Here is a 26,769-nt window from a genome sequence, read left to right on the forward strand (position 1 = left end):
AATGTCCTTCGGTCGCGGGCTCAGCGTGCGAACGGCCCGGGCATGTCGGGCTGGTAGGCGGGCACGAGCGGATGGGTTTCGCCGGTGAGCACAGCGAGCGCGGCGGCGACTTCGGTGAGGTCGGATTTGACGTAGGTAGCGGTGGTGCCGTGGCTCTTGCTGTGGTGCCCGGCGTACTTCTGGGCGACGGCGTAGCTGAAGGTGCGTTCGACCCAGGTGAGGGTGGTGTGGCGCAGCCAGTGCGTGCTGATGCCCTGGCTGGTCACCCACGGCAGGGTTTGCCCGACGCGATTCCAGATGTGATCGAAACGCCTTTTGGTGATGGGTTTTCCGTTGCGGTAGCGCAGCAACTGCCCGGTGCGCGGGCCTTGTCGATCCTCGGCGTGCGCGAGTAGGTGTCGCATGAGCGTGGGGGAGACGGGTTGCCAGCGGTCGGTGCCGTCCTTCTCCCGCAGATAGATCAGGCATTGATCAGGGTCGAGATCGTGCGGACGCAGCGCGAGGGCCCCGCCGCGGCGGCACGCGGTCTCGGTGTGTAGCCGCAGGATCAGCGAGTCGAGTTCAGGGTCGTTGCCTGTGGTGGCCGCGACGGTGCAGATCTCGGTGAGCTGATTCGACGGGATGGCCTGGCGGTGCGACGGCTGTCGGATCGGCATGGCGAGTTTGCGGGCGGGGTTGTCGGAGGGCCGAATCCAGCCGGTGTCCTCGGCGTAGCGGTAGAGGCAGCGAGTTGCGCTGATGAAGTGCTCGACCGCGCTGGTGCCGCCGCGTGAGGCGCGGTTGACCCGCGCGTCTGCCTGGATGCGGCTGGCGATCTCTTCGAGGTCGGTTTTGCTCGGCTCGTCGAGACGACGGTCGGCCCACTGTGCGAGTAGGTGGTCGAAGTGGGTGTTGTAGGTGCGCAGCGTTCCTTCGGACAATCGTGCCCGGACCTTCGGAATCAGCTCGCCGAAAGTCGGCATCTGTGCGTCGGGGATGACGAGATCAGCTGGCGACAACCCCATCTGGGTCAACAACAGCCGTGCGGCGGCCACCGTCGCGGCGCTGGCGGATGACGAGGCGTGTTCGGTCATCGCGCGCCCTCCGTCATCAGCTGCAGGCTCGGCGCGCACAGCAGGTCGAGGGCGGCCGGTGGATGGATCAGCAGCGCACGGTGGCTGCGGTGCCCTATCAGCAGGGCACGATGACCGATCGACAGGCTCACTCGGCGCCGCAACCGGTAGGGAACCCGGAAGTAGCCGCCCTCGGAGACGGCGGTGGCACCGTCGGGTACCGGACGAGCAAGCAGAACCCCGGCATCCAGGCATATCAGCTCGAGGCGAGTGCCGCGACTCAAGTCCAACGCGGCGAAGGTGATTTTGTCGAGAATCCGGCCACCGTCGCCGACAGTGCAGGTGCCGATCACTAGGTTGTCGTCGGCCGGACCGATCGAGCGGGTCGCGGCCAGCGGTCCGTGGACGAGTTCCTGCAGCGTCGATTGTGGCGGGATGACTGGTGCGATCACCGCTGACCACCCCCGCCAGGGGTGTCAGCAAACCTCCCACAGGGGTCAGAAGTGTCGCGAAGTGGCAGATTTGCCAGTAACCGGTGCAGGTCAGAGTATGTTTCCACTGGTCGTCCTCCGTGTGTGAGAGTGCTCTCCAACACGTGGCACGAACAAGTGTCATATCTGACGTGAATCTGTGCGCGAGGGGGGACTTGAACCCCCACGTCCGTGGACACCAGAACCTAAATCTGGCGCGTCTGCCAATTTCGCCACTCGCGCTGGATGTGTACGACCGTCCAAACTCTACCGGGCGAATCGGGCTGTGCGAAGCGTTGGGGCGGCGTGGCGTACTCGTGGGTAACACGACCTGGGATTATAACGATTCGGTAAACCTCAATATGAGGGGCGCTCATGTTTGAGAATCGGAGTAACGGGTTGGACCTGCGCGTTCAAACATGAGGTTGAGTCATGTTTCAGAAGGTTTTGGTACTGACGTACGGAAATACTGTGGAGTAGGGCTCGGCGGGGCCGGAAACGTGAGGCTTTCCTCATGATTTTGTGCGATTGTGGCTCTCAACAGGCCCGAGGGGCTGCCGGAAACGTGTGCGTGCCGTCGGTGGGCGACACGCCAGGAGAAGGAAGTCGAGCGTCTTGACGATCAACGAGAGCACCGCAATCGGCACGGAAGCGACCACGAAGACCAACGGTCGTGGATCGGCGAGAGGTGCCCGCGCGGCGCTGTTGGAGCAGCTGCGTAGCGGGGCGGGGTACGCGTTGGCGTTCGGCGGGCAGGGTGCGCAGTGGCTGCGTGAGCTCGAGGAGATCGGGCGCGACAGTGCGCTGGAGCCCGAGCTGACCGCGCTGGTGAATGAGGCGTCCGTCCTGATCGAGCCGGTCGCGAACCAGCTTCTCGTGGTGCGCCCCGGTGGGTTCGACCCCATGGGTTGGGTGCTCGAGAGCGAGCTCGACGAGCCGGAGGAGCCGTCGTCGGCGCCCGCGGACTCGGTGCTGCGTTCGGTCGCGGTGTCCATGCCCGGTGTGCTGTTGGCTCAGCTCGCCGCGACGAGGGCGCTCCGGTTGCAGGGTCTCGACCCGGCCGAGCACGCGCCCGTCGCGATCATCGGACATTCGCAGGGGCTGTTCGCCGCCGCGGCGGTCGAAGCGGGCGGCACGCGTGACGCGGAGCTGCTGGCCATCGCCCAGCTCGTCGGCGCGGCTGCCGGGCTCGTCGCGCGCAGGCGTGGACTGATGCCGGTGGGCGAGCGCTCGCCGATGGTCGCGGTGTCGAATGTGGATCCCGAACAGCTGCGGGCGATCGTCGCCGAGGTCGCCGTCGGGGTCGATCCCGCGCTCGCCGCGGTGGTGTCGATCCGCAACGGCCGCAGGCGCGTCGTGCTCTCGGGTGCGCCCGCGCAGATCGACCGGGTGCGCACGCATTGCGCGCAGCTGCACGACGAGCAGACCCGTGAGCGCGAGACCAAGGCCCGTGGTGGCGCGGTGTTCGCGCCCGTGTTCGAAGACATCTCCGTCGACGTCGCCTTCCACCACCCGGCGCTCGCCGAGACCGTCGAGCTGGTCGCGGGCTGGGCTCGCCAGTGCGAGCTCGACGCCGACCTCGCCGCCGCCCTGACCCAGCAGGTGCTCGTCGACCCGATCGACTGGGTCGCCACCGTCGACGCCGTGGTCGATGCGGGCGCGCAGTGGATCCTCGACCTCGGCCCCGGCGACCTGCTTTCGCGGGTGACCGGCGGCTCGCTCAAGGGCACCGGCGTCGGCGTGATCGCCGCCGCCACTCGCGCCGGTCAGCGCAGCCTCGTCACCCCCGGCGCCGCACCCGAGCCGTCGACGCCGTGGTCGGCGTTCGCGCCGAAGCCGGTGCGCCTGCCCAACGGTCGCATCGTCGTCGAGACCGCGTTCACCAAGCTCACCGGTCGCTCGCCGATCCTGCTCGCGGGCATGACCCCGACCACCGTCGACGCGAAAATCGTCGCGGCCGCGGCCAATGCGGGCCACTGGGCCGAGCTGGCCGGTGGCGGACAGGTCACCGAGCAGATCTTCGCCGACCGGATGACCGAGCTGCGTCAGCTGCTGCAGCCGGGCCGCGCCGTGCAATTCAACTCGCTGTTCCTCGATCCCTACCTGTGGAAGCTGCAGCTGGGTGGCAAGCGTCTGGTGCAGAAGGCGCGGGCGGCGGGTGCGCCGATCGACGGCGTGATCGTCACCGCGGGCATCCCCGAACTCGACGACGCCGTGGCGCTGATCGGTGAGCTGACCGAGGCGGGCATCAGCCACGTCGCGTTCAAGCCGGGCACCGTCGCCCAGATCAAGGCCGTGCTGCGCATCGCCGACGCCGTGCCGGACTACCCGGTGATCATGCACATCGAAGGCGGCAAGGCCGGCGGGCACCACTCCTGGGAAGACCTCGACGACCTGCTGCTGGCCACCTACGCCCAGCTGCGCAGCCACGCCAACGTGGTGATCTGCGTCGGCGGCGGTATCGGTACTCCCGAGCGCGCCACCGACTACCTCACCGGCACCTGGTCCACCGGCCACGGGTACCCGCTCATGCCCCTCGACGGCGTGCTCGTCGGCACCGCGGCCATGGCCACCCTCGAGGCGACCACATCCCCCGAGGTGAAGCAGCTGCTGGTCGACACCCCCGGCACCCCCGACTGGGTCGGTGCGGGCACGGCCAACGGTGGAATGGCCTCCGGGCGCAGCCAATTGGGCGCCGACATCCACGAGATCGACAACGCCGCCTCGCGCACCGGCCGCCTGCTCGACGAGGTCGCAGGCGATGCCGAGGCCGTGGCGAGCCGTCGCGCCGAGATCATCGCGGCGCTCGACGCCACCGCCAAGCCCTACTTCGGCGATGTCGCCACCATGACCTACCAGCAGTGGCTGGAACGCTATGTGTCCCTGGCTGTTTCCAGTGATGTGCCGATCTCGTTCGATTGCGGCAGCGACATCGGCGATGCGATCCGCGACGCCACCCGCTCGGACTGGCTCGACATCACCTGGCGTGACCGCTTCGCGGAGATGATGCGCCGCACGGAATCGCGGCTCAACCCGGCCGACAGCGGCGAGATCGAAACCCTCTTCGCCGACGACGACGCCTTCGAGCACCCGGTGCAGGCGCTGTGCGCGCTGAAGAAGCAGTACCCGAGTGTCGCCGACACCGTGCTGCACCCGGCCGACGTGCCGTTCTTCGTCTCCCTGTGCAAGACCCCGGGCAAGCCGGTGAACTTCGTCCCCGTCGTCGACGCCGATGTGCGGCGCTGGTGGCGTTCGGATTCGCTGTGGCAGGCCCATGATCCGCGCTACTCGGCCGATCAGGTGTGCGTCATTCCTGGCACCGTCGCCGTCGCCGGTATCACTCGCGTGGACGAGCCGGTCGGCGAGCTGCTCGACCGCTTCGAACAGGACACCGCGTACAGCATGGTCAGGGCCGGTGTCGTCCCCGAGTCGGTGGACGCGCGTCGCGTCGCCGGTGTGGTGGCGGGACCGATCGACACCGTGCTCGCCGCCCCCGACGTGCAGTGGGCCGGTCGCACCACCGTCAACCCGGTACACCGCCTCGGCGACGTCTCGGAGTGGATCGTCGAGCAGGGGAGCGCGGTGCATCACGGCACCGGCGCCACGCTGACCGAAACCACCGGTCCCGAAGCCGAATTCAGCTACGTGGAGCTGACGGTGCCGCTTGCCCGCGACTCCGTGCGGATCCGCATCACCGTGCCCGCGAGCGTGTATTCCGGTGGCGCGCCGGTGATCACCGACGCCGATGCCGAAACCGCGATGTCGGCGCTGCTCGGCGTGGCCGCCGGGAAGTCGCTGCCCGAGGTGAAAGCCGGGGTGGCGCACGTCAACCTGGCGTGGATGCCCGATTTGATCGCCGACCATGCCGGCGTCACCGGCTCGGGTCTGCCCGACAACCTCAGCACCCTCGGCCGCACCGCTCCCGACGTCCTCGTCGGCGCCTGCTGGCCCGCGGTGTTCGCGGTGCTCGGCGCGGCCCGCACCCCGGTCGGAGGTTCGGTCATCGAGGGCATGCTCGACCTGGTCCACCTGGATCACCAGATCGACCTGCTGAGCGAACTGCCTTCCGAGACAAGCATTCTCGTCGTTCGTGCCGAGGGCGGCGCGGTGGTCGACACCGACATGGGCCGCGTGGTCGAGGTCGTGGTGAACATCGGCCTGATCCTGGATCAGGGACTCGACGCCACCCCGCTGGCACGCCTGGTCGAACGCTTCGCCATCCGCGGCCGCAACGGCGCCGGCGAGCTCACCGATCCGCCGCGCGCGGCCGGTGCGGTGTCCGACACCGCCACCGACACCCCGCGCCGCCGTCGCCGCGACGTGCAGATGGCCGCCCCGCGCGCCATGCACGCGTTCGCCGCGGTCTCCGGCGACCACAACCCGATCCACACCTCCGACGCCGCGGCCAAGCTGGCCGGCCTCGGCAGCCCGATCGTGCACGGCATGTGGCTCTCGGCCGCCGCCCAGCACGCGGTGGTCGCGGTGGATCCCGAAAGTTCCGTTCCCGCACGCACTCTCACGGCATGGACCACTCGGTTCCTCGGCATGGTGCGCCCCGGCGCGACCGTGGACGTGCGAGTGGAGCGGATCGCGGTGGACGCGGGCGCCGAGATCGTCGAGGTCTCCTGCCGCGTCGACGGTGACCTGGTCATGACCGCGACCGGGCGCACCGCCGCCCCGAAGACCGTGTACGCCTTCCCGGGCCAGGGCATCCAGCGCAAGGGGATGGGCCTGGACGCGCTGACCCGCTCGAAGGCGGCCAAGCAGGTGTGGGAGCGTGCCGACGCGCACACCCGCGAAGCCCTCGGTTTCTCGATCCTGGCGGTGGTGCGCGACAACCCCACCTACCTCAAGGCGCGTGGCGTCGAACACCGGCACCCCGACGGCGTGCTGCACCTGACCCAGTTCACTCAGGTCGCGATGGCGACGCTGGGTGTCGCGCAGGTCGCGGAACTGCGCGAAGCCGGTGCGTTCGTGGAGGATTCGATGCTGGCCGGTCACTCGGTCGGTGAGTACAACGCCCTGGCCGCCGTGGCCGGTGTGCTGCCGCTGGAAGCCGTGCTCGAGGTGGTGTTCCAGCGTGGCTCGGCCATGCACGAGCTGGTGCCGCGTGACGCGAAGGGCCGCAGCGACTACCGGATGGCCGCCATCCGCCCGTCGCAGATCGGGCTGCCCGACGCCGAGGTGATCGACTTCGTCAACGGCATCGGCGCCCAGGCCGGCGAATTCCTCGAGGTGGTGAACCTCAACCTGCGCGGCGCCCAGTACGCCATCGCGGGTACGGTCGCCGGGCTCGAGGCGCTGGAAACCGAAATCGACCGTCGCCGTGCCGAATTCGGTGGCAAGCGCGCCTTCATCCTGGTGCCCGGCATCGACGTGCCGTTCCACTCTTCGGTGCTGCGCGACGGCGTGCCGGAGTTCCGGCACAAGCTCGAACAGCTGCTGCCCGCCGAGGTGCATCCGGAAGTCCTTGTCGGACGCTACATCCCGAACCTGGTGCCCCGTCCGTTCTCGCTGGATCGCGCCTTCCTCACCGAGATCGCCGAACTCGTGCCGTCGGAGCCCCTGGTGGCCGTGCTGGCCGACTTCGACAACTGGGCTCAGCGCGATGCCGAGCTGTGCCGCGTGGTGCTGATCGAGCTGCTGGCCTGGCAGTTCGCCAGCCCGGTGCGCTGGATCGAGACCCAGGACCTGCTGTTCACCGACACCGCGCACGGCGGCCTCGGCGTCGAGCGTTTCGTCGAGGTGGGCCTCGGCGCCACCCCGACCGTGGCGAACCTGGCCTCGCAGACGCTGAAGCTGCCCGCGTTCGGTGGGACGACGGTGGAGGTCGTCAACGTCGAACGCGACGCGGCGGTCGTGTACTCCACCGACACCGATCCGGCCCCGGTCGACGACATCGACGACACCCCGGTCGAGACCGAAGCCGCACCGACGGCAGCGCCCGTCGCCGCCGCCCCGGTGGCGACCGGTGGCCCCCGCCCCGATGACATCGCCTTCAGCGCCGCCGACGCCACCCGCGTGCTCATCGCGCTGTGGACCAAGCTGCGTATGGACCAGATCGGCCCGGTCGACACCATCGAAGGCCTCTGCGACGGTGTCTCCTCGCGCCGCAACCAGCTGCTCGTCGACCTCGGCGCCGAACTCTCCCTCGGTGCCATCGACGGCGCCGCCGACGCCGACATGGGCGCACTCGCCGCCACCGTCGAACGCCTGGCGCGCACCTACAAGCCCTTCGGCACGGTGCTCACCGATGCCATCGGCGACCACCTGCGCAAGGTCTTCGGCCCGTCGGGCAAGCGGCCAGCCGCCATCACCGACCGGGTCAAGAAGGTCTGGGAACTCGGCGACGGCTGGGCCAGCCACGTCACCGCGGAGGTCTCGCTCGGCACCCGTGAAGGTGCCAGCGTGCGCGGCGGCGACCTCGGCGGTCTCGTCGGCGGTGCGCTCACCGATGCGGCCTCGATCGACGCCGCCATCGACGCCGCTGTGCAGGCTGTGGCCGCACGGCGCGGTGTCGCGGTCTCGATGCCATCGACGGGTGGCGCGGCAGGCGGCACCGTCGACGCGGCGGCGCTCGGCGAGTTCACCGAGCAGATCACCGGACGCGACGGCGTGCTCGCCACCGCGGCGCGAGTCGTGCTCGACCAGCTCGGCCTCAGCGAGAAGGTCAGTGCGCCGGAAGCCACTCCCGACACGCTCGTCGACCTCGTCTCGGCCGAATTGGGCTCGGACTGGCCGCGTTTGGTCGCACCCGCCTTCGATGCCCGCAAGGCCGTGCTCATCGACGACCGCTGGGCCACTGCCCGCGAAGACCTCGCGAAGATGTGGCTCGGCGACGATGCGGCCACCGCGGAGCGGTCGATCGACGGTTTCGTCGGCTCCGGTGAAGCCGTTGCCGCCCAGGCGAACTGGTGGCGTCAGCGGGCCATGCACGAAGCCCGCTCCGTGCTCGCCGGGGTGTACGCGCAGATCTCGAAGGCCGCCCTCGACACCACCGAGCCGGGCCTGTGGTCCGACGACCTCGCCGTGATCACCGGTGCCAGTAAGGGTTCCATCGCGGCCGCGGTCACCGGCAAGCTCCTTTCCGGCGGCGCGACCGTAGTGGTCACCACCTCGGGCCTCAACGACGAGCGGCTGCGGTTCTACCGCTCGCTCTACCGCGACAACGCCCGCCACGGTGCGGCGCTGTGGGTGGTCCCGGCCAACATGGCCTCCTACCAGGATCTCGACGCGCTGATCGACTGGGTCGGCACCGAACAGGTCGACAACGCGGGTGGCGCCAAGATCAAGGTCAAGGACGCGATGACCCCGACGATGCTGCTGCCGTTCGCGGCACCGCGCGTCGCTGGTGACCTCGCCGACGCGGGCGCCCGCGCCGAAATGGAAATGCGGGTCCTGCTCTGGTCGGTGGAACGGCTGATCGGTGGCCTGTCCGCCCTCAACGCCGACCACGATGTCGACGCGAAACTGCATGTGGTGCTGCCGGGTTCGCCCAACCGTGGCCTCTTCGGTGGCGACGGCGCCTACGGTGAATCCAAGGCCGCGCTCGACGCGGTGGTGCTGAAGTGGAAGGCCGAGAAGTCATGGGCCGCGCGCGTCACCCTGGTGCACGCGCTGATCGGCTGGGTGCGCGGCACCGGGCTGATGGGCCACAACGACCCCATGGTCGAGGCCGTCGAAAAGGCGGGCGTGCACACCTGGTCGACCGCCGAGATGGCCGACGAACTGCTCAAGTGGTGCACCTCGCGTGCCCGTCAGGTGACGATCACCGGACCGCAGCAGATCGACCTCACCGGTGGTCTGGCGCGCGCCAAGCTCGACCTGCCCGCGCTCGCCAAGCAGGCGCAGGAGGCCGCTGCCGAGAAGATCGAAGAAGCCGCTACCGCCGCGACGATCGCCGCACTGCCCGCACCGCCCACGCTGAGTTCGGCACTGCCCGTGCCGGACTGGGCTCCGGTCACCGCGGAACTGAGCGACATGGTCGTCATCGTCGGCGCGGGTGAGCTCGGCCCGTACGGCTCCTCGCGCACCCGCTTCGAGATGGAGGTCGAAGACCAGCTCTCGGCCGCCGGCGTGCTCGAACTGGCCTGGACCACCGGATTGATCCGCTGGGAGAACGAACCCAAGCCGGGCTGGTACGACACCGAATCCGGTGACTTCGTGCCGGAAGCCGAAGTCGCGGAGCGCTATCACGACACCGTCGTCGAACGCTGCGGTGTGCGCCGTTACGAAGACGACGGCGCCATGCTCGACAACGCGGCCCCGCTGCTCACCTCGGTGTTCCTCGACCAGGACCTGTCGTTCACGGTCGCGAACGAAGCCGAGGCGCGCGCCTTCCACACCGCCGATCCCGAGCACACGGTGATCAGCCCGGTGGCGGGTTCGGGCGACTGGACCGTCACCCGTCAGGCGGGCACCGAGATTCGCGTGCCGCGCAAGGCCAAGCTCTCTCGGGTGGTCGGCGGTCAGATCCCGACCGGCTGGGACCCCACCATCTGGGGCGTCTCGGCCGACATGGCCGCCTCGATCGACCGGGTCGCGCTGTGGAACATCGTCTGCACCGTCGACGCGTTCGTCGGCGCGGGCTTCAGCCCCGACGAGCTGATGAGCTGGGTGCACCCGAGCCTGGTGGCCAACACCCAGGGCACCGGCATGGGTGGCATGTCCTCGATGCGCTCGCTCTACGTCGACAACCTGCTCGGCGAACCGCGCCCGAACGACATCCTCCAGGAGGCACTGCCCAACGTCGCACTGGCGCACGTGGTGCAGTCCTACGTCGGCAGCTACGGCGCCATGGTGCACCCGGTCGCGGCGTGCGCCACGGCGGCGGTGTCGGTCGAGGAAGGCGTCGACAAGATCCGGCTCGGTAAGGCCGAGGTCGTGGTCGCCGGTGGGTTCGACGACCTGGGTATCGAAGGCATCGTCGGCTTCGGTGACATGTCGGCCACCGCCGACTCGGCGAGCATGCGCGCCAAGGGAATCAGCGACCGCTACTTCTCCCGCGCCAACGATCGCCGGCGCGGCGGATTCGTGGAATCGCAGGGTGGCGGCACCGTGCTGCTGGCCCGCGGTGACGTGGCCGTGCAGATGGGTCTGCCGGTGCTCGGCGTCGTCGCCTTCGCCCAGTCCTTCGCCGACGGCGTGCACACCTCCATCCCGGCACCGGGTCTCGGTGCGCTGGGTGCGGGGCGTGGCGGGCGCGAGTCGCGACTGGCGGCCGAACTGCGCAAGCTCGGCGTGACCCCCGACGACATCGCGGTGATCTCCAAGCACGACACCTCCACCGCGGCCAACGATCCCAACGAGTCGGAGCTGCACGAGCGGCTCGCGGGCGCGCTGGGTCGCACCGAGGGCGCACCGCTGTTCGTGGTCTCGCAGAAGAGCCTCACCGGCCACGCCAAGGGCGGCGCGGCGGCCTTCCAGCTCATCGGCCTGTGCCAGGTGCTGGAGAACGGTGTGGTGCCGCCGAACCGGAGCCTGGACTGTGTCGACGAGAAGATGGCCGACTACCCGCACCTGGTGTGGGCGCGCGAACCACTGCGCTTCGGCGAGAAGTTCGCGTTGAAGGCGGGTCTGGTGACCTCGCTCGGCTTCGGTCACGTGTCCGGGCTGCTCGCGGTGGTACATCCGCAAGCCTTCCTGGCCGCGATCGAACCGGCCGCGCGGGCGGAGTACCAGGAGCGGGCGCAGACGCGTCAGCTCGCGGGCAGGCAGCGGTTCGCCGAGGCCATGTGTGGCGGGTCGGCACTGTACGAGAAGCCCGCCGATCGTCGCCTCGGTGCCGACGGCACGCCTGCCAAGCAGATTCGTCAGCTCGAGGCCGACATGCTGCTCTCGCCGCAGGCCCGCTTGGACACCGACGGTGTCTACAGCGCGAGCGGATGGGGTTGCGGCACCGGGCAAATCGCCGCGCAGCCGACCGAAGCGTCGTAGGCTGCCGCTTCGTGACGATTCTCGGTATCGGCTTGGACTTGGTGACCATCTCCGAGTTCTCCGAACAGCTACAACGGCCCGGGTCGACCATGCTCAGGGAGACATTCACCGCAGGTGAACGTCGCTACTGCCAGAGCAAGCAGACCGACCCGGCCCGCAGCTTCGCAGCACGATGGGCCGCGAAGGAGGCGGTGCTCAAAGCTTGGGCGTCGTCTCGCTTCGCGCGCAGTCCCCAGATCGGGGACAATCCGTATCCACTGATCGAAGTCGTCAACGACGCGTGGGGCAGGCCGAGCATCAAACTGCACGGCCTCGCCGCGGAATTCCTGCCCCGCGTGCGCGTACACCTGTCCCTGACCCACGACGGTGACACCGCCGCGGCGATGGTGGTGCTGGAAGACCCGGGTGAACTGGCCGACCTGATCGAAGGCCGAAACTAGAACTCGCGGACCGCTACTTCTCCTCGGCGGTCCGCGATTCTTTTTCCGCGACAAGCAGATACGCGACCATCAGCCGCTTGAGTTCGGCGACGGCGTCGGTGTTGGATTGATCTTCCTGCACCGAGAAATTCAGCATCGAGTACACGACGTGCACCAGCACTTCGGCCATCATCGTGCGCCGGGCGCGTGGGGTGCGCGGTGTCAGCGGCCGCAGCATCTGCGAGACGACCGCGGCGAATTCCTTCTCGTGCAGCGCGCCCGTAGCCCGCGTGGACGGGGTCGACTGCATCGCCAACCACACCTCGCGCCGGGACGGGTCGGTGGTCCACAGGTTCGCCATGTGGTCGACGAACTGGTTCATGTGCCGCAACCAGTCCAGCGAGGGCACTTCACCGTGGAAGTCGGCCAGCTCACGGGAAACCGCAACAAGGTCTTGCCGATTGAGCTCGCAGACGATCACGTACTTGTTGGCGAAGAACTGGTACAGCGTGCCGATCGGCACCTCGGCGCGTTGCGCGACCTCTTCACAGGTGAACGATTCGAAGCCCACCTCGGTGAGCAGTTCGCGCGAGGACGCCAGCAGCGCGTCGAACTTGCGCTTGCTGCGCTCCTGGGTCGGCCGCTTGCGCGGCATCAGCTCTTGCGGGTCGTCCTGCAATTCCAGCGCAGGGTCCGGACGGCTCTGCGGTGACCGGGCCTGCGCGTGTACTTCCACCCATCCAGGCTAGCGGTATACACACATCCGCGATACGACTCTGTCGACAGCGTGTCAACAACTGGTCCATATCCCGACCCATCCACCGGCTGACCGGTGACGAATCATCAGATAAGTGTGCGTCTATCTGCATGCTTGTTCGCGGCTGGACAGTTCACGCCGCACCAGACCTACCGCGAAGTGACGGACCCTGTGCGGTCCCGTCCCGCACCGTTTCGCACAGGGGAAGGCAAGACTTGTGGCAACAGGATCTGTGGTAACCCTCGGCGTCAGCACCGAGCGGGGAGCCGTGCACGCGGTGGCGTTCACCGACTCGGGCGTCACTCTCTCGGATCGGATGCTGCTGCGGCGCACTGTCCGTGCCGGGGGCGACGGGAAGGCCGACGTGGCGGCGGCGGTACACACCGCGCTGGACGCGATCGCGGCCGAACTCGACAACGAGCACGAGATCGCCGGGGTGGCAGTGAGTTACCGCGACGCGAACGAGCGGCGCGCGATCGTCACCCGTCTGGCGGAGACCGAATGGGGTACGGCCTCGCTGGTTTCGGCGAAATCGGCGCATCTGTTCGTCGCGGGCGCGATGACCTGGCTCGACGAGTTCGACAACCTGCTCGTCTACGAGGCGGTGCCGGGCCACCAGGCGATGACACTGATCGACCAGGGTCGCCACCGCGTCCTCGCCGCCTACTCACAAACCGGCGCGCCGACACCCGACGCCTTGCGTGCGGGGGTGTCGTCAGCGTGGGATCAGTTCGAGGCGGCGTCGGTGAAGCCCGGCGCGGTGGTGCTGATCGGCTCGTCGTCGGACGCGCCCGCGGTGCGCGACGCGGTCGCCGGATTCGGCGTGCCCGTGCTGCCGTGTCGGTTGGCGCCGTTCGCGCCCGCTGCCGGTGCCGCGCTGGTCGCGCTCGGTGACGCGGTCGTGGTGCCGATCTCGGCCGGCTCGCGGTCCAAGCGGGGGACCGCGATGGTCGCCGCGGCGGCGAGTGTGTTCGTGGGCGGGCTCGTCGCGGGTGGTTCGTACGCGGTGATCAACGGCGGGTCGCCCGCGGTCGACAACACCGCCGTGTCGTCGGAGCCCGGCGTCGCGTCGGCGCCGATGGTTCCGCAAGCCCCCCAGACGCATGACGCCGCCTCGGTCGAGTCGGGGTCGAGCGGCGGTGTGGGGTCCGGCAGCGGATTGCAGGTGAGCCCGGCCGAAGAGTCGCCCACCTCGCCCTACGAGACGGTGTCGCCGAATCCGCAACTGGTGAACCCGGGTGAGTTCCCCCTCGACTACCCGACCCAGCTGTACGGGGACGCGCCACAGGAAGATCCGCTCCCGCTCGAACCCGCTCTTCCCGCGGTTCCGCAGATTCCCGCCGCCGCACCGACTCTGCCCGGCACCGGCATTCCGCTCGGGATGCAGCCCGCGCAGGCGCCCATGCCTGCGGGCCCGGACACGGCGTCCGCCGACTGATCGGTTCCACAACGAAGGGGGCAGCGCACGCGCTGCCCCCTTCGTTGCTTTCAGACGCTGGTGTGGCGCCGGAACAGCGCGCCCGCCGCGATGTACCCGACGAGCCCGATGCCCGCACACCACAGCACCGCGAGAACCCAGCTGTTGCCGATCGGTGTGCCCATCAACAGACCGCGCAGTGTCTCGATCACCGGGGTCACCGGCTGATTCTCGGCGTACCAGTGCAGCCAGGTCGGCATCGACGAGGTCGGCACGAACGCCGAGCTCACATACGGCAGGAACATGAACACGAACGTGAAGCCATTGGCCGCCTCCGGATTTCGCGCGACCAAGCCCAATGCGGCGGCCAACCAGGACAGCGCGAACACGAACATCGCCAGCACGCCGAACACGCCGAGCCAGCGCAGCGGATCGGTGGTCGGCCGGAAACCGAGTGCTACCGCCACCACGATCACGATCCCCGAGGTGATCAGATTGCGGACCACGCTCTCGGCGACGTGCCCGGTGAGCACCGCGGACCGGGCGATGGCCATGGTGCGGAACCGGTCGATGATGCCCTCGGCCACGTCGGTCGACAGGGCGATCGCGGTGGTGGACGCGCCGAAACTCGCACACAGCAGGATGATTCCGGGTACCACGTAGTCGATGTAGGCACCGGGGCCGACGTCCATGGCGCCACCGAAGACGAACACGAACATCAGCAGGATCATCACCGGCAGCACGACCGTCATGATCATGGTGTCGGGGCTGCGCAGGGTGCGGCGGATATTGCGGTCCAGCATCGTGGCCGAATCCTGCAGGGTACGAGTGGCATTCATGCTGCGACCTCGGTTCGTCCGGGCTGACCGGTCAATGCGAAGAACACATCGTCGAGGTCGGGAGTGTGCACGGTCAGTTGCTCGATCGCGATGTCGAGTTCGGCGAAACGGTCGAGTAGCTGCTTGATCTCGGCGGCGCTACCGTCCGACGGCACCTGCAGGGTCAGCTGTTCGGGATCGGGATGGGCACCGGCACCGGCGTCGAGTGCGCGGGTCGCGGCACTCAGCAGGCCACGGTCGGCGAAGCGGAACTGGATGTGCCCGCCCGGCACCAGGCGCTTGAGTTCTTCCGGGGTGCCGTCGGCGACGATCCGGCCGTGGTCGAGCACGGCGATCCGGTCGGCGAGCTGATCGGCCTCTTCCAGGTACTGCGTGGTGAGCAGGATGGTTGTCCCCTCGGCCGCGAGTTGCCTGATGGCCGACCACAGATCGCGTCGGCTCCGCGGGTCGAGGCCGGTCGTCGGCTCGTCGAGGAAGACCATGCGCGGCTTGCCCATCAGGCTCATCGCGAGGTCGAGTCTGCGCCGCATGCCGCCCGAGTAGGAGGCGACCGGCTTGTCGGCGGCGTCGACCAGGTCGAAGCGTTCGAGGAGTTCGGCGCCGAGGCGTCGGGTCTCGTTCTTGCCGAGGTGCAGCAGCCTGCCGGTGAGGCGCAGGTTCTCGGCGCCGGTGAGGACCCCGTCGACGGCGGCGTACTGACCGGTGACGCCGATCATGCGCCGGATCGTATCGGGGGCTTCCGCCAGATCGTGTTCGAAGAGTGTCACTTCGCCGCGATCGGGCTGGATGAGGGTGGCCAGGATGCGGACCAGGGTGGTCTTTCCCGCACCGTTGGGTCCGAGCAGGGCGAAGACGGTGCCCGCGGTGATGTCGAGGTCGAGGTCGTCCAGGACGACGTGGGAACCGAAGGCCTTGTGCAATCGACGGATCGAGAGGGCGGGCGGGTGGTCGGGGGTCATGGTGCGCTCCGATCGAAAAACTGTTTATATAATAAACACAGTTTATAGGCTAAACAGTTCTTGAGCGCAAGAGCGGGCGGGTTACAGTCGACGGGAGCAGAGGAGGCAGATGACGACACCCGGCGACATGGCGCTACCGAAAGCGGTCGAGCTGATGTGGGGCCGCGAACAAGCAGGCGGCCGGGGCCCCAAACGTGGGCTCACTCTGGAACAGATCCTCGACGCCGCGACCGAAGTGGCCGATGCGGAGGGGTTCGCGGCGCTGTCGATGAACCGGGTCGCGAAGCAGCTCGGCTTCACCGCCATGTCGCTGTACCGGTATGTCGACAGCAAGAACACGCTGGTCGACCTGCTGATGGACCGCGTTGTCGGCCCACCGCCCGAGATTGCCGCCGGCACTCCGTGGCGGGTGGGCCTCGAACAGTGGGCTCGTGCCGAGTTCGAACGTCTCGGCCGTCATTCGTGGTGGCTGGACATCCCGCTGAGTCGGCCACCGATGGGGCCGAACAATATGGCCTGGCTGGAGACCGCGTTGCAGGTGCTCGCGCAGGCGCGGGCGCCGGAGGCGATCAAGCTCCAGCTGGTGATGAACGCGTCGATGTTCGTGGTCGGAAAACGGCGGTTCCTGCGGGACCTGCAGCAGGAAGAGGGCGGTGACTTCGCCTCGGTGATGACCAGGGTGCTCGACCCGCAGCGCTTCCCCTCGGTGTCGGCCGCCCTCTCCAACGCCGCGTTCGAAGATGGCGACATCGATTGGGAGAAGGCCGATTTCGAGTTCGGCCTGGCCCGTTTGCTCGACGGTTACGAGGTCTTCATCGCCACCTTCGGAGACTAGACCGACAGATCGCGGCGCAACTTGGCAACGTGGCCGGTGGCCCGCACGTTGTACTGGGCGACCTCGATCTTGCCTTCCTCATCGACCACGAAGGTCGAGCGGATCACGCCGGTCACGGTCTTGCCGTACATCATCTTCTCGCCGAACGCGCCCCATCCTTTGAGCACCTCGCGCTCGGGATCCGAGAGCAGCGGGAAGGTCAGGCCCTCGTTGTCGCGGAACTTGGCCAGCTTGGCGGGCTTGTCGGGCGAGATGCCGAGCACCTCGAGGCCTGCGCCGCCCAACTCGGCCAGGCTGTCGCGGAAATCGCAGGCCTGCTTGGTGCAGCCGGGCGTGCTGGCGGCGGGGTAGAAATAGACGATCACCTTGCGGCCGCGGTAGTCCGACAGCGACACGTCCTTGCCGTCGGCGTCGGGCAGCGTGAATTCGGGGGCGGTGTCTCCGGGGGAGAGGCGATGGTTGTCGGTCACCACCGCACGGTAACCGACCGGGTCCGCGCGGCGCATGGATAGACTCGGTGACGAGCAGTAGACATTTACCTGGAGGTGACGGTGGCCAAGGACGACACCGACCGGATCGAACGCGAGATCGAGATCGCGCGTACCCGGTTGGCGACCACGCTCGACGAACTGGCGGTGCGCGCGGATCCGCAACGGATCGCGGACGACACCAAGACGATGGTGATCGCCAAGTTCAACGAGCCGAAGGTCAAATACACGCTGATCGGAGCGGGCGCCCTGGTGGCAGGCCTGGTTCTGATCAAGATCTTCCGCCGCTGAATCAGTAGGCCGGACAACAAAAAACACCCGATGTGCCAACGAGTCACATCGGGTGTTTTTTGTGTTTCTACTGCGTGGGGCAGGCCAGGCCGTCGCCGTCGGGATCGAGGTGGGGGGAGTAGCCCGCCTCGCCACGGAACAGCGGCGCGCGGCCGGCGGCCATTGCGTCGTCGCAGCTGCGGAACGCCCCGCCCGCGGAACCGGACTGGACCAGATTGGCCGAGCCGGTCGCGCCGAGAAGGGAGTCGAAGCTGGACGATCCGGTGCCCGCCGAGCCCGCGAACGGGTTGGCGCCGGCGACGGGAGCGGCGATCAGGGCGAGCCCTACGGCGGCGAGGCTGACGGTGAGCCGACGAACGTTCATGAATTCCTCTATGTCTGCTGCGGTTCGGGAGTGGTCACGGCCACGATGTGGCCGGTAGGCCCCGTCCACCTTGGTGACGGGGCGACCGATTGTCAACCGCACCCGACCCGAGAATTCGCCGAAACTCGCGGTTGGTTATTCGCCCAGCCTGCGCCCGGTCAGGTGTTCGGCCGGGATGGTGCCCATGCGCCCCGCGTTGAAATCCTCCATCGCCTCGATGATTTCCTCGCGCGTGTTCATCACGAACGGACCGTATTGAATCACCGGTTCGCGCAACGGAGTTCCACCGAGCAGCAGTACCTCGAGATCGCCGGTGTTGCTGTGCTGGGTGCGGTCGGCGGTCAGCGTGATGGCGTCGCCCTTGCCGAAGACCACCAGTTGTCCGGCGCTGATCGGCCTGCGATCGACACCCACCGTGCCGCTGCCCGACAGGACATAGGCCATCGCGGTGAAGTCCTTGGGCCACGGTGTCTCCAGTTGGGCGCCGGGGACGAGGGAGGCGTGGGCGTAGGCGATCGGGGTGTAGGTGGAACCGGGGCCGGCGAAACCGGCGACCTCACCGGCGATGACGCGCACGAGCGCACCACCGTCGTGGGAGCTGACGAGGGTCAGTTCGCTCGCCCGCAGGTCCTGGTAGCGCGGGGTGGCGAACTTGTTCGCCCGCGGCAGGTTCACCCACAGCTGGATTCCGTGAAACGTGCCGCCGGAGATCACGAGCTTCTCCTCGGGCAGTTCGTCGTGCAGCATGCCCGAGCCCGCGGTCATCCACTGGGTGTCGCCCTCGCTGATCACACCGCCGCCACCTTGGGAATCGTGGTGGACCATGGTGCCGTCGAGCATGTACGTGACGGTCTCGAAGCCGCGGTGGGGATGCCACGGGGCGCCCTTGGCCTCGTACGGTTCGTAGGCCACCGGGCCCATCTGGTCGAGCAGGATGAACGGGTCGGCCGAGCGCAGGTCGACGCTGGGGAACGGCCTGGTCACCTCGAATCCGGCGCCTTCTTGCTGGCGGGCTGCGGTGACGATCTGGCGAACCGGTCGCTGGGTCTCGGTGACATCGGGACGGGGCAGCCGGGGCAGCACCATGATGTCGTCGACGGTGATAGCTGGCATTGGGGTGCCTCCTGGAAGCGCTGTCGTTTGGTTTCCATGTCAACCAACTGCCCCCTAGAATCATTCCCGTGCCCCGATGGTTGTCCGAAGAAGAGCAGCAGACCTGGCAGTCCTACATCCAGATGCGCCAGCGGCTCGACGCCGTCCTGGCCGCGGGCCTGGGTGAACACGGACTGTCGATGTCCGACTACGAGCTGTTGGTGCCGTTGTCGGCGGCAGCGGGCGGATGCCTGCGGGCCAAGGAGCTGGCGGCCGAGGTCTGCTGGGACAAGTCCAGGTTGTCCAAGCAACTGGCCAGGATGGCGACGCGCGGGCTCGTTGACCGAGTGCCTGCCGAGGACGACGCACGCGGCATCGTCGTGTCGTTGACCGAGGCCGGACGCAAGGTGTTGCGCGAAGCCGCGCCCGAGCATGTCGAATTGGTGCGGGAGTTGTTCGTCGACCGGATGACCGACGCGGAAAGCGCCGCGGTCCGCTCGCTGGCGGAGAAGGTGATACTGGCCAGCGAGAGCCGAAGTGGCGCGCCGAGTTGATGATTCGTGATCGGGCCGTCTCGCCATGGCGGTAGGTCGAGCTATGTCCGATGATGGTCGTGATCGCATCGGCGTGCCTTGGCGGTAGGTTGAGCTATGCCTATCGCCTCGCTCAACGGCATCCAGCTCAGTTACGACGTCACCGGTTCGGGACCGCTTGTCCTGCTCGTGATGGGTAGTGGGAGCCCCGGTCGTGTCTGGCGCACCTATCAGGTGCCCGCCCTGGTCAAGGCCGGGTTCACCGTCGCCACTGTCGACAATCGGGGGATCGCGCCCTCGTCGGAGTCGGCTTCCGGGATCACCATGGCGCAGTTGGTCGGCGATACCGCCGCGTTGATCGAGCACCTCGGTGCTCCGGCGCATGTGGTCGGCACCTCGATGGGGTCACGGATCGTCGCCGAACTCGCGCTCGCCCGCCCGGAACTGGTTCGCAAGGCGGTCATGTTCGCCGCCACCGCGCGCCCGAATCCGGTGACGAGCACGCTCAGCAAGGGCGAGCAGGCGTTGTTCGACAAGGGGATTCAGCTGCCGCCGGAGTACGCGGCCGCGGTCAAGGCGATGCAGAATCTGTCGCCGCACACCCTGGCGGATCCGGCCAAGGCGCAGGAGTGGCTCGATATCTTCGAATTCACCGCGGGGAAGGGAACTCCAGGGACTCGGGCGCAGGCGGGGATGGATCGATCGCAGGATCGGCGGGCGGCCTATCGGGGGATCTCGGTGCCCAGTTTGGTGGTCGGGTTCGCGGATGATCAGATGGTGCCGCCGCGGTTTTGCCGGGAGGTCGCCGAGGCGATTCCGACGGCTACCTATACCGAGATCGAGCGTTGCGGCCACTACGGGTACCTGGAGCGGCCCGATGAGGTCAATCGCGTGCTGATCGAATTCCTATCCGCTGCTCGATAATTCACCACGTACAAGGATCACCGCATGACTGATTGGTTGAACTGTCCCGCCTGTGACGACAAGTACATCTACAAAGAGATGAACGGGACGTGGGTGTGTACCAACTGCGCCAACATGTGGGGTCTGTCCGCGGTCCCGGATCTCGAATAGCTGTCAGCTGGTCGTCAGTACTGATGCCGCGGTGGCGGCGATCGCGGTGGCGAGGGCGGTGAGGGCGGGGGAGTGGAGCTTCCACTGCTGCCAGTACAGCGGGACGTCGATGTGGGAGTCGCCGTCGATATTGACCAAAGTGCCAGCAGTGCAGTCTTTCTCGATCTGCAGGTCGGGAAGCATGCCCCAGCCGAGGCCGAGCCGCACCGCATCGACGAAGGCGCTCGACGACGGGACGTAATGACCCGGCGGATCGACCTGGCGACGGGTGCGCCGGCGTAGTTGGCGGAGCTGGAGATCGTCCTTGCGATCGAAGTGCACGACGGGGGCGCGGGTGTACGCGGCGGCGGTCGGGCCGTCCGGGAACCAGGTGCGGACGAATTGCGGTGTCGCCGTAGGGCGGTAGCGCATCGCGCCGAGCGGGGTCACGGTGCAGCCCTGGACCGGTGTCGCGGTCGCGGTGATCGCGGCCGTCACGGTGCCGTCGCGCAGCAGACGGGTGGTGTGCTCCTCGTCTTCGCGGTGCAGGTCGAAGGTGATGCCGGCGGGCACACGCGCGAGCGCGGGCATCACCCAGGATTCGAGGGAGTCGGCGTTGACGGCGATCGGAATGCGGATCGGCCGGTCGGCGGGGCGGTCGGCATCGCCGAGTTCGCGCGCGGTGTCGCCCGCGAGCAGTTCCACCTGTCGGGCCAGACGCAGCACCGCTAGCCCGGATTCGGTGGGGCGCACCGGTTTCGAACGTTGCACCAGTACCCGCCCGGCCGACTCCTCCAGCGCTTTGATCCGCTGGCTGATCGCCGACGGGGTGAGGTTGAGTCGGCGCGCGGCCGCGTCGAAGGTGCCTTCGGTGAGGACGGCATTGAGCGCGCGCAACTGGTCCAGTTGGAGGTCCACCTGAACAATTCTAATGGTAGTGAAGAATCATTAGCTGGACTGAAAATTGACGGCCTCTTAACGTCGATGCGGTGACGGCATCATCGGCGGCGCTGGCCGCCCTCTCCGGATTGGGTTTCGGCCTCTCGCTCATCGTGGCGATCGGCGCGCAGAACGCGTTCGTGCTGCGCCAAGGGGTGCGTGGGCAACACGTGTTGCCGGTGATCGCGGTGTGCGCGGTGTCCGACATGGTGTTGATCGCGGCGGGTGTGGCCGGGTTCGGGACGATAGTCGAGTCGTTTCCGGCGGTGCTGACCATTGCCCGGTACGCGGGGGCGGCCTTCCTGATCGGCTACGCGCTGCTGGCGGCTCGGCGCGCACTCGGTTCGTCGGCCTTGATCGCCGAAGCGGCGGGCGCCTCGGTAGCCGTCGGCGCGTCCGTGCTCACCTGCCTGGCGCTGACCTGGCTCAATCCGCACGTGTATCTCGACACACTGGTCCTGCTCGGCTCCTTCGCCAGTACCTACGCGTCGCCTGATCGCTGGTTCCTGGCCGCGGGCGCCATGCTCGCCAGCGTGCTCTGGTTCGTCGCCCTCGGCTACGGAGCTCGCCGGCTGGGTCCGCTCTTCGCGCGCCCGATCGCCTGGCGGGTGCTCGATTCGCTGATCGCCGTGATCATGCTCGCACTGGCCATCGGGCTGCTGCTCGCCTGAGGTGACCTGCTAGGACTCCGCCGCCCAAGGCTTCACCGGCGGTTTCACCCACAGCAGCTTCTCGTCGGCGTGGGTACGGACCGCGGCCGAATGCTCGGGGTGGCGGGCCGCCCACGCGTCCTTCTGGTCGAGCAGGTCGGCTACCACCTGCCAGGTCTCGCCGGTGCTCGGTGGGTTGGTGTCAGCGGCGCGGGCCAGCTTGCGCAGGGTGGTCGCGGGCAGGGCGAGCAGTTCGGCGCTGCGGATGTCACGTGACCACACGTAGGCGGCCATCCGGCGGGCCTTGGCGACGCGGCTGGCGGTGGCCGCGTCGGAATGCGCGTGATCGGGTGCCTGATCGGCGCTGTCTGGCACGACGGCGATTCTACGACGAACGCCCGCGCTCCGGTCGACACGATGACCGGGGCGCGGGCGTTCGCCCGTCAGATGGTTCAGGAGGCGCGGTGGACGACTCAGTAAGCGGAGTTCACATTGTCCATGGAGCCGTAGCGCTGCGCGGCGTAGTTGCAGGCCGCGACGATGTTGGACACCGGGTTCCAGACGTCGAAGGGGGTGCCGTCGACGTGGTAGGTCGCGAAGGTGGGGTCGATCACCTGCAGCAGGCCCTTGGAGGGGATGCCGTTGATCGCGTTGATGTCCCAGAGGTTGATCGCCTGGGGGTTGCCGGTCGACTCGCGCATGATGTTGCGGTGGATGCCCTCGTAGCTGCCGGGGATGCCCTTGGCGGCCATGATGTCGAGCGCTTCGCTGATCCAGCCGTGCAGGTCGTTGCTGTAGACCTTGGGCGCGGGGGCGGGCTCGGGCATCGGGGCCGGTGCTGCCTCGGGAGCCGGTGCGGGGGCGGGAGCAGCGGCCTCCGGCGCGGGGGCCGGTGCCGGGATGGCCTGGATGGCGGGTGCGGCGGCGGCGGGGATGTTCTCCGCCTGCTCGACGACCATGGCGGCACGCTCGGGAACGCTGTCATCGGCGAACGAGACGGCGGAGGACGCGGCTACGGCGACCAGACCGACCGCGGCGACTGCCACGGTGAACGCCTCACGGCGCGAGCGACGGCCGATAACGGTGCTGAGCTTGTCTTTAGTGAGCATTGCTTTTCTGTTCCTTCATCTCTGTCTGGCGACGCAGGCCCTGGTTGAGGGCGCGTTGGATCGCGCAGCGCGCACGGGAGTGCCACGCCGGTCAGGCGATGCGTTGTTTCTGTCTGTGTATGGGAAGGTGCGACACTGTCGGGGGACGAACGCTCGATGGCAGTTCATCGCTGGCGCCGCACGGTGCTCCACAGCTGGCTGCGGGGAGACCACGCGCTGTTCGGTGCTTTCGGAGGTTGGATACTTCCGGGCTAACCAAACCGCAGGTCCGTTTGTGACCTGATGACAGAATGGTCACGAAGGGTTAACGCAAGGTAAACGAAACTTGAACGGCAAACGTTGCCGATCTTGTTTCATTGCGGGGCAGTTGCGGAATCGTTATGTATGCAGGAGGTTTAGAACCCTGATCTGCGTGTCGGCCATCACAAAAAAAGTTTGCCCGAATCAGGTTTCGCGGGGGTTTGCGCAGCTCGGAGGAGTCCGAATCGGCGCCCTAGCGCTCAGGTGCCTGCTTGTACATGATGGTTCGATAACGAGATCGTGACCGTTGTCCGACCTACTCCACCGAGCAGAAAGACCGCATCCCGGCAGTTGTGGTAACTGCCGGGATGCGGTCTGTTGTGCGCCATCAGGGACTTGAACCCCGAACCCGCTGATTAAGAGTCAGCTGCTCTGCCAATTGAGCTAATGGCGCGTGTTTTTGTTCTTTGCCCCGTCTCCGGTGCGGAACAAACATTAGCAGGCCCCGGGGCGGAAAGTGAAATCGGGCGCTGACCAGCAACGATGTGGCATTCCGGGCGTTGTTAACGCCGACGGCCCTCGCACGTATCTAACGATTGTGACTTGGTCGTGTCGCGGGGGCTTTCCCGTTGGACGTGGCCGGGCAAGCTGGCAGAATGGGCGAGACGTCGAGTTCGTAACGCCCCCCGCTTACACGGATGGCTCTAGCGATTCGGTCGGTGGGATCTGCGGCGCACTGTAATCGCGTCGGTACGGAAACGGGGTTGACATGGGTAAGAAGCGGGGGCGACCTCGGTCGCTGCGGACGATCGTTCCGGTGGTGCTGCTGGCGGTATTCGCCCTGGGGGCGTCGGCGTGCTCGGCTGCCGAGGGTGCCGGTGTTGAGGTGGCGATCGATCGCAACCCTCTCGCCGAGCTGATCAAGCCGAAACTGGTCTCGACCATCAAGGACGGGCAGGTCGGCGTCTCGCCCGGCATGCCGATGGCCTTCCAGGTCGAAGACGGCAAGTTCACCGACGTCACGCTGACCAATCAGCAGGGCACCACGGTCGCGGGCCAGCTCGCCGCGGACGGGCGGTCCTGGTCGACCGCAGAGGTGCTCGGCTACGGCAAGACCTACAAGCTCACGGCCTCGGCCATCGGACTCGGTGGCGCGAACTCCTCGACCCTGAGCTTCACCACCAGCTCGCCGAAGAGCCAGACCAAGCCGTACCTGCTGCCCGGCGAGGGCGATGTGGTCGGTATCGGTCAGCCGGTGGCGATCCAATTCGACGAGAACATTCCCGACCGCAGGGCCGCGCAGGAGGCCATCAAGATCACCACCGAGCCCGCGGTCGAGGGTGCGTTCTACTGGGTGAACAATCGCGAAGTGCGGTGGCGCCCAGAGCATTACTGGGCACCGGGCACCAAGGTGACCGTCGATGTGAACGTCTACGGCAAGGACCTGGGCAAGGGTCTGTACGGCCAGGACAACATCCACTCGTTCTTCACCATCGGCGACGCGGTGATCTTCACCGCCGACGACAACACCAAGCAGGTGACGGTGGAGAAGAACGGTCAGGTGATCATGACGATGCCGACCTCGATGGGTAAGGACAGCACGCCCACCGACAACGGCGTGTACATCGTCAGCGACCGGCACGAGAAGATCGTCATGGATTCGTCGACCTACGGTGTGGCGGTGAACTCGTCCGACGGGTACCGCACCCCGGTCGACTACGCGACGCGAATCTCCTACAGCGGCATCTTCTTCCACTCGGCGCCGTGGTCGGTGGGGCAGCAGGGTTACTCCAATGCCAGCCACGGCTGCTTGAATCTGAGTCCGGCGAACGCGCGCTGGGTGTACGAGAACGCCAAGCGTGGCGACATCACCATCATCAAGAACACGGTCGGCGGCACCCTGTCCGGTGTCGACGGGCTGGGTGACTGGAACATCGCGTGGCCGGAATGGAAGGCGGGCAACGCCGACGCTCCGTAGTCGCGTTACGCACGAACAGCGAAGGGGCACGGGAAGTTTCCGGTGCCCCTTCGCTGTTGTCTCAGATCGGGGTCGGGAGGTTGCGGCAGTCCATCATCGCCTCGCCCGCGACGGCGAGTGCGCTGCCGAACGCGCCGCACAGGATGCGTCCACCGAACAGCAGGCGGTCGAGGTTGGGCAGGCCGGCCGAGCCGGTGCCGGAGGAGCCGGTGGTCTCGAGGCCGGTGGTGGAGCCGCTCTGGGCAGAGCCGGACCCGGGCTGCTCGTTCGGCAGACCGAAGTCGCCGACCGGAGTCTCTGCCGTGAAGTCGGTGAGGGGCAGGCCGGGCGAGGCCGCCGCGGTACCTGCGACGGGGCCGAGCACGGTGGCGGCCGCGAGGATGGCGACGACGGTGGAACGCTTCATCAAGGGGTCTTTCCGGTCGAGCGCTGACGCTGTGGCGAGATCTGCCCCACATCTGGGCAGCGGTCCAAAGTGTAGCGGTCAAACGTGATGTACGTCATGGTGGTGCGGGTTATCCAGTGGCGGCCAAGTCCGGTTCGTCGCGGTGGATCTCGGACGCGACGCTCAGGTGGTCGACGACCACTCTGCGCGCGCCGCAGCGGCAGCGTTGATAGGCCACGATGCCTTCGCTGGTCCGGTGGCTCGACTCGATCTGCCAGGTGTGTGTGGGGTGGCTGCTCATGATCCGAGTCTGATGTAATGGCATTGTGCATTACAACCATTACGGACGGGAGCCGGTGCTGCTCGGCGTCGATCTGCTCAATGATCCGTGTTCGACTGTCGCGGAGTTGGCGCGGCGTTGTGCAGACGCGGGTTTGGTGCTGAGTGCGCCGGTGTCAGCGGCGGATCTCGCGTCGGTGACGGCCTTTCTCGGGCGTTGGCGCGCGGTGGTGGAGTGTGCGGACCGCGCCGAGCGGGCGGCGCTGCTCAATGTGTTGCTGGCCGAGTACGCGTCGCCGCCCCGCCTGACCGACCACGTGGGCGACGGCTGGCACCTGCATTTCCGGCCACCCGAGGTGCCGACCGACCGCCAGATCGCGGCGATGATCACCGTCGGCACCGCCCTGCACCTGACGGGTCTCGGCATGGACCGTTTGGGCGCCTGCGCGGCCGAGGGGTGCTCCCAGGTGTACGCCGACATCTCGCGCAACGGCAGACAACGGTTCTGCAGCCCGGCCTGCGCGAACCGGTCGGCCGTCCGCAGGCACCGCGCGAGCCGCGCAACCACTGACGGCCGTCCGGCGGATGTCACTCCCTGACGCGGCCAGCCCTTCGCGGGACCGCGTGCGGCGAACACCCGGTCCCGCGAAAGGGCGGCACGCCGTCGGACGGCTCGTGTTCGTG

General features: G+C 67.7%; 24 protein-coding genes and 2 tRNA genes. 11 read left to right on the plus strand and 15 right to left on the minus strand.

Annotated elements, in window-relative coordinates; genetic code table 11:
• Positions 1–20: 20 nt before the first annotated feature.
• The 3 genes from ACLJPD_RS23045 to ACLJPD_RS23055 all read right to left on the minus strand — a co-directional run bounded on the left by ACLJPD_RS23045 (position 21) and on the right by ACLJPD_RS23055 (position 1,765).
• Complete coding sequence (locus ACLJPD_RS23045; RefSeq protein ID WP_410874810.1) at positions 21–1,073, minus strand: tyrosine-type recombinase/integrase; 1,053 nt, start codon at positions 1,071–1,073, stop codon at positions 21–23.
• Positions 1,070–1,504: a hypothetical protein gene (locus ACLJPD_RS23050; RefSeq protein WP_410874811.1), complete on the minus strand. Its 435-nt coding sequence runs from the start codon at positions 1,502–1,504 to the stop codon at positions 1,070–1,072. The genes ACLJPD_RS23045 and ACLJPD_RS23050 overlap by 4 nt, the downstream gene beginning before the upstream one ends.
• 179 nt (positions 1,505–1,683) lie before the next feature.
• Positions 1,684–1,765, minus strand: a tRNA-Leu gene (locus ACLJPD_RS23055).
• Between the two features lie 372 nt (positions 1,766–2,137).
• On the opposite strand from ACLJPD_RS23055, the gene ACLJPD_RS23060 reads away from it, so the two are divergent.
• Both ACLJPD_RS23060 and ACLJPD_RS23065 read left to right on the plus strand, forming a co-directional pair.
• A complete protein-coding gene (locus ACLJPD_RS23060; protein ID WP_410874812.1) occupies positions 2,138–11,458 on the plus strand; it encodes a fatty acid synthase subunit beta domain-containing protein in 9,321 nt (3,106 codons plus the stop codon).
• Between the two features lie 11 nt (positions 11,459–11,469).
• Entirely contained in the window at positions 11,470–11,898 is a 429-nt protein-coding gene (locus tag ACLJPD_RS23065; protein WP_056821637.1) for a holo-ACP synthase, read from the plus strand.
• 13 nt (positions 11,899–11,911) lie between these two features.
• On the opposite strand, the gene ACLJPD_RS23070 is transcribed toward ACLJPD_RS23065, so the two are convergent.
• Complete coding sequence (locus ACLJPD_RS23070; RefSeq protein WP_410875418.1) at positions 11,912–12,532, minus strand: TetR family transcriptional regulator; 621 nt, start codon at positions 12,530–12,532, stop codon at positions 11,912–11,914.
• A 319-nt stretch (positions 12,533–12,851) separates the two neighbouring features.
• Between ACLJPD_RS23070 and ACLJPD_RS23075 the strand changes: the two genes are divergently transcribed.
• On the plus strand, positions 12,852–14,072 hold the full coding sequence (locus ACLJPD_RS23075) for a hypothetical protein (RefSeq protein WP_410874814.1): 1,221 nt from the start codon (positions 12,852–12,854) through the stop codon (positions 14,070–14,072).
• A 50-nt stretch (positions 14,073–14,122) separates the two neighbouring features.
• Here ACLJPD_RS23075 and ACLJPD_RS23080 read toward each other — a convergent pair whose 3' ends face one another.
• Together ACLJPD_RS23080 and ACLJPD_RS23085 are read right to left on the minus strand one after the other, a co-directional pair.
• Positions 14,123–14,890 carry an ABC transporter permease gene (locus ACLJPD_RS23080; RefSeq protein ID WP_410874816.1) on the minus strand — a complete coding sequence of 256 codons (768 nt, stop codon included), beginning with the start codon at positions 14,888–14,890 and terminating at the stop codon, positions 14,123–14,125.
• Positions 14,887–15,849 carry an ATP-binding cassette domain-containing protein gene (locus ACLJPD_RS23085; RefSeq protein ID WP_410874817.1) on the minus strand — a complete coding sequence of 321 codons (963 nt, stop codon included), beginning with the start codon at positions 15,847–15,849 and terminating at the stop codon, positions 14,887–14,889. The genes ACLJPD_RS23080 and ACLJPD_RS23085 overlap by 4 nt, the downstream gene beginning before the upstream one ends.
• Positions 15,850–15,958: 109 nt before the next feature.
• Here ACLJPD_RS23085 and ACLJPD_RS23090 point away from each other — a divergent pair, with 109 nt between their 5' ends.
• Positions 15,959–16,684, plus strand: a complete 726-nt coding sequence (locus ACLJPD_RS23090; protein WP_410874819.1) for a TetR/AcrR family transcriptional regulator — start codon at positions 15,959–15,961, stop codon at positions 16,682–16,684.
• Here the strand turns inward: ACLJPD_RS23090 and bcp are convergent.
• On the minus strand, positions 16,681–17,154 hold the full coding sequence (gene bcp, locus ACLJPD_RS23095) for a thioredoxin-dependent thiol peroxidase (RefSeq protein ID WP_410874821.1): 474 nt from the start codon (positions 17,152–17,154) through the stop codon (positions 16,681–16,683). The genes ACLJPD_RS23090 and bcp overlap by 4 nt on opposite strands.
• 75 nt (positions 17,155–17,229) lie before the next feature.
• Here bcp and ACLJPD_RS23100 point away from each other — a divergent pair, with 75 nt between their 5' ends.
• The gene (locus ACLJPD_RS23100) at positions 17,230–17,463 is read left to right on the plus strand and encodes a DUF3618 domain-containing protein (protein WP_410874822.1); all 234 of its coding nucleotides are present in this window, start codon (positions 17,230–17,232) and stop codon (positions 17,461–17,463) included.
• A 67-nt stretch (positions 17,464–17,530) separates the two neighbouring features.
• Here ACLJPD_RS23100 and ACLJPD_RS23105 read toward each other — a convergent pair whose 3' ends face one another.
• Together ACLJPD_RS23105 and ACLJPD_RS23110 are read right to left on the minus strand one after the other, a co-directional pair.
• On the minus strand, positions 17,531–17,827 hold the full coding sequence (locus ACLJPD_RS23105) for an excalibur calcium-binding domain-containing protein (RefSeq protein ID WP_410874824.1): 297 nt from the start codon (positions 17,825–17,827) through the stop codon (positions 17,531–17,533).
• A gap of 135 nt (positions 17,828–17,962) precedes the next feature.
• Positions 17,963–18,940 carry a pirin family protein gene (locus tag ACLJPD_RS23110; RefSeq protein ID WP_410874825.1) on the minus strand — a complete coding sequence of 326 codons (978 nt, stop codon included), beginning with the start codon at positions 18,938–18,940 and terminating at the stop codon, positions 17,963–17,965.
• Positions 18,941–19,008: 68 nt separating this feature from the next.
• On the opposite strand from ACLJPD_RS23110, the gene ACLJPD_RS23115 reads away from it, so the two are divergent.
• The 3 genes from ACLJPD_RS23115 (at position 19,009) to ACLJPD_RS23125 (ending at position 20,526) form a co-directional block, all read left to right on the plus strand.
• Positions 19,009–19,473 (plus strand): MarR family winged helix-turn-helix transcriptional regulator, encoded by a 465-nt coding sequence (locus ACLJPD_RS23115; protein WP_410874826.1) that lies wholly within the window; start codon positions 19,009–19,011, stop codon positions 19,471–19,473.
• A gap of 96 nt (positions 19,474–19,569) precedes the next feature.
• The gene (locus ACLJPD_RS23120; RefSeq protein WP_410874828.1) at positions 19,570–20,376 is read left to right on the plus strand and encodes an alpha/beta fold hydrolase; all 807 of its coding nucleotides are present in this window, start codon (positions 19,570–19,572) and stop codon (positions 20,374–20,376) included.
• 24 nt (positions 20,377–20,400) lie between these two features.
• Complete coding sequence (locus ACLJPD_RS23125) at positions 20,401–20,526, plus strand: hypothetical protein (RefSeq protein WP_410874830.1); 126 nt, start codon at positions 20,401–20,403, stop codon at positions 20,524–20,526.
• A 3-nt stretch (positions 20,527–20,529) separates the two neighbouring features.
• On the opposite strand, the gene ACLJPD_RS23130 is transcribed toward ACLJPD_RS23125, so the two are convergent.
• Complete coding sequence (locus ACLJPD_RS23130) at positions 20,530–21,423, minus strand: LysR family transcriptional regulator ArgP (RefSeq protein ID WP_410874831.1); 894 nt, start codon at positions 21,421–21,423, stop codon at positions 20,530–20,532.
• Positions 21,424–21,494: 71 nt separating this feature from the next.
• Between ACLJPD_RS23130 and ACLJPD_RS23135 the strand changes: the two genes are divergently transcribed.
• A complete protein-coding gene (locus ACLJPD_RS23135; RefSeq protein WP_410874832.1) occupies positions 21,495–22,115 on the plus strand; it encodes a LysE/ArgO family amino acid transporter in 621 nt (206 codons plus the stop codon).
• Between the two features lie 9 nt (positions 22,116–22,124).
• Here the strand turns inward: ACLJPD_RS23135 and ACLJPD_RS23140 are convergent, their stop codons facing one another.
• The 3 genes from ACLJPD_RS23140 to ACLJPD_RS23150 form a co-directional block, all read right to left on the minus strand.
• Entirely contained in the window at positions 22,125–22,469 is a 345-nt protein-coding gene (locus ACLJPD_RS23140; protein WP_410874834.1) for a hypothetical protein, read from the minus strand.
• A gap of 98 nt (positions 22,470–22,567) precedes the next feature.
• Positions 22,568–23,203 carry a transglycosylase SLT domain-containing protein gene (locus ACLJPD_RS23145; RefSeq protein ID WP_410874835.1) on the minus strand — a complete coding sequence of 212 codons (636 nt, stop codon included), beginning with the start codon at positions 23,201–23,203 and terminating at the stop codon, positions 22,568–22,570.
• Positions 23,204–23,824: 621 nt separating this feature from the next.
• Positions 23,825–23,897: transfer RNA gene (locus tag ACLJPD_RS23150), tRNA-Lys, on the minus strand.
• Positions 23,898–24,212: 315 nt separating this feature from the next.
• Here ACLJPD_RS23150 and ACLJPD_RS23155 point away from each other — a divergent pair.
• Complete coding sequence (locus ACLJPD_RS23155; protein ID WP_410874837.1) at positions 24,213–25,421, plus strand: L,D-transpeptidase; 1,209 nt, start codon at positions 24,213–24,215, stop codon at positions 25,419–25,421.
• A gap of 61 nt (positions 25,422–25,482) precedes the next feature.
• Here ACLJPD_RS23155 and ACLJPD_RS23160 read toward each other — a convergent pair whose 3' ends face one another.
• Together ACLJPD_RS23160 and ACLJPD_RS23165 are read right to left on the minus strand one after the other, a co-directional pair.
• Positions 25,483–25,827 carry a hypothetical protein gene (locus tag ACLJPD_RS23160; RefSeq protein ID WP_410874838.1) on the minus strand — a complete coding sequence of 115 codons (345 nt, stop codon included), beginning with the start codon at positions 25,825–25,827 and terminating at the stop codon, positions 25,483–25,485.
• A 109-nt stretch (positions 25,828–25,936) separates the two neighbouring features.
• Positions 25,937–26,107, minus strand: a complete 171-nt coding sequence (locus ACLJPD_RS23165) for a hypothetical protein (RefSeq protein ID WP_410874839.1) — start codon at positions 26,105–26,107, stop codon at positions 25,937–25,939.
• Positions 26,108–26,132: 25 nt separating this feature from the next.
• Between ACLJPD_RS23165 and ACLJPD_RS23170 the strand changes: the two genes are divergently transcribed.
• Entirely contained in the window at positions 26,133–26,684 is a 552-nt protein-coding gene (locus ACLJPD_RS23170) for a CGNR zinc finger domain-containing protein (RefSeq protein WP_410874840.1), read from the plus strand.
• Positions 26,685–26,769 lie beyond the last annotated feature (85 nt).

The sequence above is a fragment of the Nocardia sp. A7 genome (genome assembly GCF_046549215.1).
Lineage (GTDB): Bacteria > Actinomycetota > Actinomycetes > Mycobacteriales > Mycobacteriaceae > Nocardia.